Origin of the sequence: Stenotrophomonas sp. GD04054 (assembly GCF_029836955.1) — a bacterium.
GTDB lineage: Bacteria > Pseudomonadota > Gammaproteobacteria > Xanthomonadales > Xanthomonadaceae > Stenotrophomonas > Stenotrophomonas maltophilia_A.
This window is the reverse complement of the sequence record NZ_JAOECR010000006.1, coordinates 98,671-110,825: the sequence shown is the minus strand read 5'-3', so window position 1 is coordinate 110,825 and position 12,155 is coordinate 98,671. Positions and strand designations below refer to the sequence as shown.

The 12,155-nt window shown below is 60.9% G+C and carries 10 protein-coding genes; 9 read left to right on the top strand and 1 reads right to left on the bottom strand.

The annotated features are described in order from the left end of the window. The 9 genes from N7573_RS05725 to N7573_RS05685 all read left to right on the top strand — a co-directional run. On the top strand, positions 1-239 hold a 239-nt coding region (locus N7573_RS05725), incomplete at its 5' end, for a hypothetical protein (RefSeq protein ID WP_279943098.1). Next, entirely contained in the window at positions 230-2,062 is a 1,833-nt protein-coding gene (locus tag N7573_RS05720; RefSeq protein ID WP_279913749.1) for a monovalent cation:proton antiporter-2 (CPA2) family protein, read from the top strand. The genes N7573_RS05725 and N7573_RS05720, both read left to right, overlap by 10 nt. 239 nt (positions 2,063-2,301) lie before the next feature. Beyond that, positions 2,302-3,180: a bifunctional methylenetetrahydrofolate dehydrogenase/methenyltetrahydrofolate cyclohydrolase FolD gene (gene folD / locus N7573_RS05715; protein WP_005409307.1), complete on the top strand. Its 879-nt coding sequence runs from the start codon at positions 2,302-2,304 to the stop codon at positions 3,178-3,180. Positions 3,181-3,613: 433 nt separating this feature from the next. Then, positions 3,614-5,071 carry an IMP dehydrogenase gene (gene guaB / locus N7573_RS05710; RefSeq protein ID WP_005409308.1) on the top strand — a complete coding sequence of 486 codons (1,458 nt, stop codon included), beginning with the start codon at positions 3,614-3,616 and terminating at the stop codon, positions 5,069-5,071. Between the two features lie 107 nt (positions 5,072-5,178). Continuing rightward, on the top strand, positions 5,179-5,655 hold the full coding sequence (locus N7573_RS05705) for a hypothetical protein (RefSeq protein WP_345781974.1): 477 nt from the start codon (positions 5,179-5,181) through the stop codon (positions 5,653-5,655). Further along, entirely contained in the window at positions 5,652-7,217 is a 1,566-nt protein-coding gene (gene guaA / locus N7573_RS05700) for a glutamine-hydrolyzing GMP synthase (RefSeq protein ID WP_005413109.1), read from the top strand. The genes N7573_RS05705 and guaA overlap by 4 nt, the downstream gene beginning before the upstream one ends. 348 nt (positions 7,218-7,565) lie before the next feature. Next, on the top strand, positions 7,566-8,717 hold the full coding sequence (locus tag N7573_RS05695; protein ID WP_279943095.1) for a DNA methyltransferase: 1,152 nt from the start codon (positions 7,566-7,568) through the stop codon (positions 8,715-8,717). Between the two features lie 3 nt (positions 8,718-8,720). Then, positions 8,721-10,214, top strand: coding sequence for a hypothetical protein (locus N7573_RS05690; RefSeq protein ID WP_279912613.1), 1,494 nt, complete (start codon positions 8,721-8,723; stop codon positions 10,212-10,214). Further along, positions 10,215-11,285, top strand: a complete 1,071-nt coding sequence (locus N7573_RS05685) for a hypothetical protein (protein WP_279912615.1) — start codon at positions 10,215-10,217, stop codon at positions 11,283-11,285. A 50-nt stretch (positions 11,286-11,335) separates the two neighbouring features. Here N7573_RS05685 and N7573_RS05680 read toward each other — a convergent pair whose 3' ends face one another. Then, positions 11,336-11,695 (bottom strand): hypothetical protein, encoded by a 360-nt coding sequence (locus N7573_RS05680; protein WP_279912616.1) that lies wholly within the window; start codon positions 11,693-11,695, stop codon positions 11,336-11,338. Positions 11,696-12,155 lie beyond the last annotated feature (460 nt).

The following is a 12,155-nucleotide window of genomic DNA, read 5'->3' as shown; positions in this document are numbered from 1 at the left end:
TGTGCCAACCAAGGTTGGCACCTACCGAAGCGGGTGCATGGTTGGCGCCCGCCGATGCGCATGCATGGTTGGCACCCATCGACGCGCATGCATGGTTTCGGGATGATGCTGGGGGTCGCTCCCTGCATCGTTCCACCTCCAAGACAATCCGGCGCAACATGCGTGCTATTGCCGTCATCGGCATTGCTCTATTGTTGAAGCCGATTCTGGATCTTGGGGAAAACACCGCATGGCGGTAGAAGCAGCGACCAGCGAGCTGGTCAAGGTCGTGGCCCTGTTGGGCGCGGCGGTGGTGATGGTGCCTTTGTTCCGCCGGGCCGGCCTGGGCTCGGTGCTGGGCTACTTCGCTGCCGGCCTGGCGATCGGACCGTTCGGGCTGGGCTGGTTCTCCGACCCGCAGGCCATCCTGCATACCGCCGAGCTCGGCGTGGTGATGTTCCTGTTCGTGATCGGCCTGGAGATGCGGCCCTCGCACCTGTGGAGCCTGCGCAAGGAAATCTTCGGGCTGGGCACGCTGCAGATCGTCACCTGCGCGGTGGTGCTGACCAGCATCGCCAAGCTGTTCGGCCTGCCATGGCAGGTGGCCTTCATCGGCGCCACCGGTTTCGTGCTCACCTCCACCGCGGTGGTGATGCAGCTGCTGGCCGAGCGTGGCGACATCGCGCTGCCGTCGGGGCAGAAGATCGTCTCCATCCTGCTGTTCGAAGATCTGCTGATCGTGCCGTTGCTGGCGCTGGTGGCCTGGATGGGTCCGAGCGCCGGCAGTGCCGACGGTGAGGGTTCGCGTTGGTTGTCGGTGGCGATCGGTGTTGGTGCCATCGTCGGCCTGGTGCTGGTCGGCCGCTTCCTGCTCAACCCGCTGTTCCGCGTGCTGGCCGAATCGAAGGCGCGCGAAGTGATGACCGCCGCCGCGTTGCTGGTGGTGCTGGGTGCGGCGCTGCTGATGCAGCTGTCCGGCCTGTCGATGGCGATGGGCGCGTTCCTCGCCGGTGTGCTGCTGAGCGAGTCGACCTTCCGGCACCAGATTGAAGCGGACATCGAGCCGTTCCGCGGGATCCTGCTCGGCCTGTTCTTCCTCAGCGTCGGCATGGCGCTGGACCTGAGCGTGGTGGCCGCGCACTGGCAGCTGATCCTCGGCCTGGTGTTGGCGCTGATGGCGGCCAAGGCAGTGTGCATCTACGTGGTGGCGCGCATCATGGGCAGCGACCACGCGCAGGCGCTGGACCGTGGCGTGCTGATGGCGCAGGGCGGCGAGTTCGCCTTCGTGTTGTTCTCTGCTGCCGCCTCGGCCGGCGTGATCGACCTGGAGATCAATGCCAACTTCACCGCCGTGGTGGTGCTGTCGATGGCGCTGACCCCGCTGGTGGTACTGGTCTACAAGCGCATCGCACCGAAGCCGACGGTGAACATGGACGGCGTGGACGAGGCCGACGGCCTGTCCGGCAGCGTGCTGCTGATCGGCTTCGGCCGCTTCGGCCAGGTCGCCAGCCAGTCGCTGCTGGCGCGCGACGTGGACGTGACCATCATCGACAACGATGTGGAGATGATCCAGAGCGCGGCGCGATTCGGTTTCAAGATCTACTACGGCGATGGCACGCGTCTGGATGTATTGCATGCCTCCGGTGCAGCGACCGCGCGTGCGATTGCAGTGTGCGTGGACAAGGCCGAGGCCGCCGACCGCATTGTGGAATTGGTGGCGCACGAGTTCCCGCAGGCCAAGCTGATGGTGCGCTCGTTTGACCGCGAGCATTCGCTGCGGTTGATCCATGCCGGTGTCGATTTCCAGATCCGCGAGACCTTTGAATCGGCGGTGCTGTTCGGCCAGGCTGCGCTGGTGGAGCTGGGGGCGGATGAGGATGATGCGGTGGAGATTGCCGAACAGATCCGCCGCCGCGATGCCGAGCGTTTCGAGCTGGAGATTGCCGGCGGTGGTTTGAATGCCGGCGCGCGGATGATCTACGGCAACAGCCCGCAGGGCGTGCCGACGCCGACGCCGTTCACCGCACCGAAGCGGGAGAGCAAGACGCTGAACCCGCAGGATGTGCCGGAAGAGGAAGAGTAGCCCCGGTAGTGCCGGCCGCTGGCCGGCAAATACGGAAACGTTCCGACGTCATGAGGTTGCCGGCCAGCGGCCGGCACTACCGGTGGTCGGCCATTTGCCGTTGTCAGCCAGCGGCCTGTGTTGCCGGTCGGTGGCAATGTGCCGTTGTCGGCCAGCGGCCGGCATTGCCGACGCCGGCGGTGGGCGAGGGGGCCTGAATCGGGGACAATAGCGTCCCCGCCGCCCCACGCCCGCTCCCGATGACCGATTCCGCCTCCCAGCTTCCTGCCCGCATCCTTGATGGCCGCCGCATCGCCGAGGACCTGCTTGACAGCCTGAAGGTGCGCGTCGACGCGCGCGTGGCCGCCGGTGGCAGCCGCCCGGGCCTGGCCGTGGTGCTGGTCGGTGGCGACCCGGCCTCGACCGTGTACGTGCGCAACAAGCGCCGTGCCGCCGAGAAGGTCGGCATCGAAGCACATGACTACGATCTGCCGGCCGGCACCACCGAAGCCGAGCTGCTCGACCTGATCGACCAGCTCAATGCCGATCCGAAGATCAACGGCATCCTGATCCAGCTGCCGCTGCCGGGCATCCCGGACGCGCGCCGCCTGATCCAGCGCATCGACCCGCGCAAGGACGTGGACGGCTTCCACCCGGAAAACGTGGGCCACCTGGCCCTGCGCGAGTTCGGCCTGCGCCCGTGCACCCCGCGTGGCATCACCACGCTGCTGGGCCACACCGACCAGCCGGTGCGCGGCCGCAACGCCACCATCGTGGGCGTCAGCAACCACGTCGGCCGCCCGATGGGCCTGGAGCTGCTGATTGCCGGCTGCACCGTGACCAGCTGCCACAAGTTCACCCCCAAGGACGTACTGGAACAGGCCGTGCGCAACGCCGACATCCTGGTGGTGGCCGTGGGCCGCCCGGGCATCGTGCCGGGCGAGTGGGTGAAGCCGGGCGCGGTGGTGATTGATGTCGGCATCAACCGGTTGGATGACGGCCGGTTGGTGGGTGATGTCGGGTTTGAGGCGGCTGCCCAGCGGGCCAGCTGGATCACCCCGGTGCCGGGTGGCGTGGGCCCGATGACCGTGGCCACGCTGATGCAGAACACCCTGGAAGCCGCGGAAGCGCTGAGCTGACCTTTTGGGGTGGGTGCCGACCGTTGGTCGGCACAATGCCGGCGGGCGATGACCCGCTCCTGGTAGGTGCCAACCTTGGTTGGCACATCCATCGGGGCCATCGGCCCATCTGGGGCACCGGTGCCGGATGGATCGTGCCAACCAAGGTTGGCACCTACCAAAGGCAGTTTCAGGACTGGCCCGAGTGATCCTCTTGGGGTGGGTGCCGACCGTTGGTCGGCACATCCATCGGGGTCATCGGCCCATCTGGGGTCCAGGTGCCGGATGGGCCGTGCCAACCAAGGTTGGCACCTACCAAAGGCGGTATGCCGCTGGCCCGGATGGCCCCCCTGAACCAACCACCGCCCGCGCGACACTGCGTCGCATCTACCCCCTGCCACAGGGCGCGAAAAAGGGGTAAAATGTCGCGCTTCCCCACATCTCGGGTATGCCGATGCTGCGCATCCAGGCTGAAGCACTCACTTACGACGACGTCTCGCTCGTCCCCGCCCATTCGACCATCCTGCCCAAGGACGTCAACCTCGAAACGCGGTTGACCCGAGACCTGAAGCTGAAGCTTCCGATCCTGTCCGCAGCCATGGATACCGTCACCGAAGCCCGCCTGGCCATCGCCATGGCCCAGCTCGGCGGCATGGGCATCATCCACAAGAATCTCAGCCTGGAACAGCAGGCCGCGGAAGTGGCCAAGGTCAAGAAGTTCGAGGCCGGTGTCATCCGCGACCCGATCACCGTCGGCCCGGAAACCACCATCCGCGACGTACTGGCCCTGACCCAGGCGCACAACATCTCCGGCGTGCCGGTGGTGGGCAGCGACGGCCTGCTGGCCGGCATCGTGACCCACCGTGACATGCGCTTCGAGACCGAGCTGGACGATCCGGTCCGCCACATCATGACCAAGAAGGATCGCCTGATCACGGTCAAGGAAGGCGCCGCGTCTGACGAAGTGCTGCAGCTGCTGCACCGCAACCGCATCGAAAAGGTGCTGGTGGTCAATGATTCGTTCGAACTGCGTGGCCTGATCACCGTCAAGGACATCCAGAAGAACACCGACTTCCCGAACGCTGCCAAGGATCTGTCGACCCGCCTGCTGGTCGGCGCTGCCGTCGGCGTGGGTGGCGATACCGACCGCCGCGTGGAAGCGCTGGTCGCCGCCGGCGTGGACGTGATCGTGGTCGATACCGCGCACGGCCACTCGCAGGGCGTGCTGGACCGCGTCAGCTGGGTCAAGAAGAACTTCCCGAACGTGCAGGTCATCGGTGGCAACATCTGCACCGGCGAAGCCGCACTGGCGCTGCTGGACAGCGGCGCGGACGCGGTGAAGGTCGGCATCGGCCCGGGCTCGATCTGCACCACCCGCGTCGTCGCCGGCGTCGGCGTGCCGCAGGTCACCGCTATTGATCTGGTGGCCGAGGCCCTGCAGGACCGCATCCCGCTGATCGCCGACGGTGGCATCCGCTACTCGGGCGACATCGGCAAGGCGCTGGCCGCCGGTGCCTCGACCATCATGGTCGGCGGCCTGCTGGCCGGTACCGAGGAATCGCCGGGCGAGACCGAGCTGTACCAGGGCCGTTCGTACAAGAGCTACCGCGGCATGGGTTCGCTGGCTGCCATGGAGAAGGGGTCGAAGGACCGCTACTTCCAGGACGCCGCCACCGCCGACAAGCTGGTGCCGGAAGGCATCGAAGGCCGCGTGCCGTACCGCGGCCCGGTGGGCGGCATCATCCACCAGCTGATGGGCGGCCTGCGCGCCACCATGGGTTACGTGGGCTGCGCCACCATCGAAGACATGCGCAGCAAGCCCAAGTTCGTGAAGATCAGCGGCGCCGGCCAGCGTGAGAGCCACGTCCACGACGTGACCATCACCAAAGAGCCGCCGAACTACCGCGCCTGATGCGCTTGCGAACTGCTCTTGCGATTACGGGCAGCCTGCTGATGGCAGGCTGTTCGTTGTCCGAACCGCCGCCGCGCTCCGGGTCTCCGGGCGCGGCGGTTTCGCAATTGCAGGACGTACAGGCGTGCCAGAACGCGTTCTCGCTGCCGAAGGGCTGGCAGGTGCAGGCCGCTGGCGAGCAGCGCTGGCTGCTGAAAGGCACCGGCGAGCGCCCGCTGCAGGTCACGCTGCAATGCATTACCGAGCTGCTGCACGGGCCGGATGATCCGGTGCTGACGCCGGTACTGGGCGCGCTGGAGCCCGCACGGATGAGCGTGCGCTGGGCGTCCTGGGGCGCTGCGGATTCTGGCGTCTCGATGGCGGCGCTGCAACGGCGCATCGTGCCCGGCACCGAGGTGCAGGAAATCGCCGAGCTGCCGCGCGCCGACCGCGCCAACCCCAACGCACCGCACGGCCTGCTGATGCTGCGCTGGGATGAGGAAGACCCCTCACATATTCAACAACGCGAGGCGTTCATCGCCACGCTGACGCAGAGCCTTGAAGCACCGGGCACTGCGAAAAACACCACTGGAACGGCACCATGACCAACATCCATAACGACAAGATCCTCATCCTCGATTTCGGCGCGCAGTACACGCAGCTGATCGCCCGCCGCATCCGCGAGCTGGGCGTCTACTGCGAAATCTGGGCGTGGGACCACAACCCGGCCGAGATCGCGGCGTTTGGCGCCAAGGGCATCATCCTGTCCGGTGGCCCGGAATCGACCACGCTGCCAGGTGCCCCGGCCGCGCCGCAGGAAGTGTTCGACAGCGGCCTGCCGATCTTCGGCATCTGCTACGGCATGCAGACCCTGGCCGCACAGCTGGGCGGTGCCACCGAAGCCGCTGACCAGCGCGAGTTCGGCCACGCCGAAGTGAACGTGATCAACCCGGATGCACTGTTCAAGGGCCTGAGCGACCACGGCGGCGAGCCGAAGCTGAATGTCTGGATGAGCCACGGCGACCACGTCTCCGTTGCGCCGCCGGGCTTCACCATCACCGCCACCACCGACCGCATTCCGGTGGCCGCGATGGCCAACGAAGAAAAGCGCTGGTACGGCGTGCAGTTCCACCCGGAAGTGACCCACACCCTGCAGGGCCAGGCGCTGCTGCGCCGCTTCGTGGTGGACGTGTGCGGCTGCCAGACCCTGTGGACCGCCGCCAATATCATCGACGACCAGATCGCCCGTGTGCGCGAACAGGTGGGCGATGACGAAGTGATCCTGGGCCTGTCCGGCGGCGTCGATTCGTCCGTGGTGGCGGCGCTGCTGCACAAGGCCATCGGCGAGAAGCTGACCTGCGTGTTCGTGGATACCGGCCTGCTGCGCTGGCAGGAAGGCGACCAGGTGATGGCGATGTTCGCCGAGCACATGGGCGTGAAGGTGGTTCGCGTGAATGCCGCCGACCGTTACTTCGCCGCGCTGGAAGGCGTGAGCGACCCGGAAGCCAAGCGCAAGATCATCGGCAACCTGTTCGTTGAGATCTTCGACGAAGAGTCGAACAAGCTGAAGAACGCCAAGTGGCTGGCGCAGGGCACCATCTACCCGGACGTGATCGAGTCGGCCGGCAGCAAGACCGGCAAGGCGCATGTGATCAAGAGCCACCACAACGTGGGCGGCCTGCCGGAGCACATGAAGCTGGGCCTGGTGGAGCCGCTGCGCGAGCTGTTCAAGGACGAAGTGCGCCGCCTGGGCGTTGAGCTGGGCCTGCCGCGCACCATGGTCTACCGCCATCCGTTCCCGGGCCCGGGCCTGGGCGTGCGTATCCTGGGCGAAGTGAAGCGCGAATACGCCGAACTGCTGGCCAAGGCCGATGCCATCTTCATTGATGAGCTGCGCAAGGCGGATCTGTACGACAAGACCAGCCAGGCGTTTGCCGTGTTCCTGCCGGTGAAGTCGGTGGGCGTGGTGGGAGATGCGCGCGCTTATGAGTGGGTGATTGCACTGCGGGCCGTTGAGACCATCGACTTCATGACGGCGCACTGGGCGCATCTGCCGTATGAGTTCCTGGGTACGGTGAGCAACCGGATCATCAATGAGTTGCGGGGGGTGTCGAGGGTTGTCTATGACATCTCGGGGAAGCCTCCGGCTACTATTGAGTGGGAGTGAGTTGAGAGAATCAGGGGCGCCGAGAGGCGCCCTTGTCCTGTGTGTGGCGACGCGCCGAGTTGGGTGCGCATGGCAGCGTCGGGGTCACTGCACTATGATGCAAAGTGGTTCACTACTGGATCTTGTGAAGTGAACGCTATCAGCGTCCGAGAGCCGACTGGTCTGGCTAAAGCGATACAGGCGGCCGCGCGAGTACCCCGTGGGAAATTGCCTAGTTCGTCAAAAGGCTGTCAACAGAATGAAAGTGTCGGTGGTTTGGGTAATCCGAGATGTTGCCGAAGAATGTGCTGAAAAAAAAGACCCTCGATGCAGTCATCGTAGAGGGCTACCATGATTTTGGAAGAGTATATGGGTGAATTTGATCGCGGTAGTGTTAATGAGTCTTCTGCATTGGAAGGGGCGGGGCTTGAGGCAATCGATTGGAGTTTCTCTAGCCGTGTGCGTGCCCATCCTATTGAAGCCATTCATCCATATCCTGCCAAGTTCATTGGAGAGATTCCGCGCGCATTGATGCGCGCGCTGCCCTGTCCTTCAGGAACCTCTGTGTTTGATCCGTTTGCCGGGAGCGGCACCACGCTAATGGAGGCCCAGCGAATGGGGCTGCCAGCTGTTGGTGTTGACCTCAATCCAATTGCTTGTCTGATCTCGCGCGTAAAGACGAGCTCTCGCCCAGCGGACTTACTCGAAATTGCGCGTGAGGTAAGCGCTAAGGCAAGTCAGATTCAAAGCGCACAGAAGTGGGAAATACCGAATGTAGATCACTGGTTCAAGCCAGAGATTCAGGGGGCAATCTCTGCCCTACTTTGGGAGATTTCTTCCGTGGCCGATCCTTCATGCCACGATGCTCTTCGCCTTGCTCTTTCTTCTATTCTGGTTCGTGTTTCGAATCAAGATAGTGACACGCGCTACGCAGCAGTGGAAAAGGGAACCACTCGTGAGGCCGTATTCACTGGCTTTGTTTCCGCTGCTCAGAAGCTTGATAGAGCATTGAGTGAAAGGGATTGGGAGATTGGGCCTGCAAAAGTTGTTGAGGGGAATACCTTGACGGTAGCTCCCGAGCAGTTAGGGGGGGCAGTAGGGTTGGTTATTACGTCTCCCCCCTACCCCAATGCCTATGAATACTGGCTTTATCACAAGTATAGAATGTGGTGGCTGGGCTTTGATCCTCTCTCTGTGAAGGAGCAGGAAATTGGTGCAAGAGCGCACTTCTTCAAGCGTAATCCTCACACGGAAGACAATTTTGTCGAGCAAATGCGGGGCACGCTAAGTCTTATTGATCGCGTGCTAGTGACCGGCGGGTATGCATGCTTTGTCATCGGCCGATCAAAAATACGGGGGAAAATTGTCGACAATGCCAGCATCATTCAGAGTGCTGCTGAAAGGCTGGGTTTCGATCCTGTTGCTAATATTGAGCGGACAATCTCGTCTAATCGAAAATCATTCAATCTCGCGCACGCGAACATTAAGACAGAGACAGTACTCGTCCTGAAGAAGAGCTAAAGAATGGCCGAACTGATCCGTCACCCATACAAGTATTTCCCCTATGAGCTTGAGTTGGCTAAGCGAGAGGCTGCCGCTCTTTTGCCTGGTGCCAGTTTTACTGATACCCCCAAAGGGCTGGCTACCCGGACTCAACTTGATGCAGAAGCAGTGCGTAGGCTCGTTTATTTTGCGGGGATGCAAGATGGTGAGCGATACGAGCCGACAATGCAGTCACAGCTCGAGCAATTGAATGGCGCTAACCAAAAGCGGCAGTCAACTCGATATTCCTCGCATGGCCTTCATGAGTACAAAGGAAAGTTTAATCCACAGATTGTTCGGGCAATTTTGAATGTTCTTGATATCCCGAAGCAATCTCGGGTTTTTGATCCATTTTGTGGATCGGGAACGTCTCTTCTGGAGTGTGCTCATCTGGGGATGAGCGCGACAGGTGCGGATATTAATCCTTTGGCTGTTTTCCTCGCCAATGCAAAGTTGGAGGCGCTACGAACTCCAGCGAACATCCTGCGCGAAGAACTTGCCAGAGTTCTTGCTGTTAGAGCGCGGCTTAAGATTAAGTCGGAATGCGCGGACTGTGAGCGCGACGAATACTTGCTGGGCTGGTTCACGCCAAGTGTTTATAAGGAAATTGAAACTCTTCGCATTTCGATTGAAAGTGCGGACGTTACCGCCGCCTCTTGTTTGTTGGCCATTGCGAGCAATTTGCTCAGAGACTATTCTCTGCAAGATCCTGTCGACCTTAGGATTAGGCGACGAAAGTCGCCTCTCCCTGAAAAGGCATTTGTGTTGGCCTATGAAGAGGCTGTTAACACTTTCATTGACAAGCTGGACGCGACGCAGTGTATTGTCGGGGCGATTCGCTCAGACAATAGGGCGGTATTGGCGGATAGCAGGTCTTTGAGCTCGTCTACATTGGGGGGAGGGGGGAAGTTTGATTGTGCACTTACCAGCCCCCCCTACGCGACTGCGCTTCCTTATATTGATACTCAGCGCCTGAGTCTAGTATGGCTTGGCTTGATTCCTGCGGCCGAAATTGTCCCGCTTGAGTCCAGACTTGTTGGTAGTCGAGAGGTTCGAGGAAAGCAGTCCAAGCAAGCGCTTTTCGAGCAGTTGCATAGTAATTCTGCTGAACTTCCGCAAGAGCAAGCGGATTATTGTCTAATGCTTCAACGATCTCTGAGTGATGCTGATGGCTTTAGGAGGCAGGCGGTTCCGCTCTTGCTTTACAGATACTTTGACGGCATGCGTAGGGTGTTCGCATCTCTACTTCCGCTGATGAGTGCTGGGGCGCCGTTTGCATTAATTGTTGGCGGGAATCATACCGTTCTTGGCGGAACGCGATTTGATATTGACACCCCATATCATCTTGCAGAGCTTGCTCGATCAGCTGGCTGGGAGCATTCCGAGATTTTAAAGTTGCAGACCTATCAACGTTATGGCTATCACAAGGAGAATGCAGTGACTGCAGAGGCGATGGTGATTGTGAGGGCGCGGTAAATGGAACTTACTCTGCATCCGAATGTTTATTCGACCGGTCGTAGTAAGGGGTTGGTCAATCTGTTGGAGCGAGTTTGGGTCCGCGAACATACGCCTGGCGATGGCACTATTTTCGTCATGTCGGGCTTCGGGAACTACAATGGGGGTGTTCGATTTTTCGAAACTTTCAAAAAGCACAAGGAGCGGGGCGGCAGCCTAGTTGCGATTTTTGCGGGGAGCTCGCGGGCCAGATTGACCAGTAAACAGCTAATTCTTGAGCTGTTGGAGTGCGGGGCCGAAGTGCATGTTGTAAATCGAAAGCGCCTTCTTCATATGAAGTGCTATGGGGCTGTTTCCGGGCGCGGGCAATCTCTTGTAGTCACGTCTGGCAATTTCACCGGACCTGGAATGTCGCAGAACGTTGAGATTTCCGTCTTGTTGGGGGCGCAGCAAACGGCGGAAATGAGTTTTTCATGGCGCGACATGGTGAATTCAGTGCTCAGTCAAAAATGGGCTCTGTATAGGCCGACTCTTGATAATTTAACTGCTCCGGCATGGCAGTTACTTTATGATGAGCAGGGTGGTTCAGTTATTATGGAGGATACTGATAAAATGACTATGATTCTGCTTCTGGGTCACGCGGACACGGTTCGCGTGCAGGCTACCCCCGGTTCCGTGGAGGGAAAAGGATCGCAGTATTTCTGGCTCAGCAAGGACTGTTACGATTTCTTTCCTGCGCTGACAATTAGAAATGAACGGGGGCATAAAGCGACGTATTCCTGTTTGGTGCGAATGAATTATGTAGACTTGGGTCTTATTGATAATGATTGTCGTGTCACATTCGAAGCTGAGAATAATGTCGACTTCCGCCTTGGTACCGGCCCGCTGAGATATAGTGGAATAGTCTCTTCTGGGGACTTGGCTGCGATCACGAGAGTTGGAGAGTCTAGCTACGAGATGCGTTTTTATAGGCAGGGGACGGCAGTGCACGCGGCACTGCTCCCGGCGGCCGTCCATATGATTGGCCACCAGGGAAAGAGGTATGGATATCTTTCTAACGCCGAATTCGCCACTATAGCCGGGATTAATTAAGCAGCCAGTTTTCTCTGGACAGTTGGTTTTGGGAGTAGTCAAGACGCGCTTCATCGCTCCGGTCGGACCTCTCGACAAGCCCACTCAGCCAATCCGCGGCAAGCCAGAAACAACCCATCTACCACCCCTTCATCCAGATGCCGTTCCGGCTCCGCTGCCACCCGGCAGCGGTCCGCCGCGTGCAACAGCTCCAGCACTGTCAGCAGCCCCACCAACGCGCGCTCGGTTCTTGCCAAGCTCACACGCCTGCCAGGTGACACGTCGTTCTCCGGCCAGGGCAGCCCATCAGCCCCCTCGCAGCCGCGCATGCGCTTGAGGATGCCAAGCAGGGAGTTCAGGTCGGGCAGTGGCGTGTCGTCGTTGACGGGCTCAACAGCTGCGTACGGGGAGAAGGTGTCGGATTCGTTCATGGCGTCGGTTTCCTTGGCTGTGCTTAACAGCGCCACCGCGTAGCGGGGTGGCGGACGATGCGTGGCTGCAAACCGGACGATAGTTGTCAGTACCCGGCGGGCCCGAAGGCCCCCACGCACCGCCCGCCATAAAGGCCGACGGATTACCCGCCGGCACCGGTTAAGGACGGTGCCGACGGGTAAGCGTAAACAACTAACAGTTCGGGTTTGCAGGCCCGGCCACCCGTTGTCGGTGGCACGCCATGGTGTTTACGCCCCCGCTTCGAATGCCAATAGAAATTCGCGAAGGAATCGCGGAATCCGAGAGCGAAGAACTATTGTTGCACGCTCCATTCGTGCAGCACGCGACGCCAGCAGACGCATTCGCGCATCTGCTCTGCTGATAGCGAATCAACATGGCGCAATCGCCCACGCCACAAGCGAATAGCGCGACAGCCTGCTTTGCAACAGTTCTTAGCCC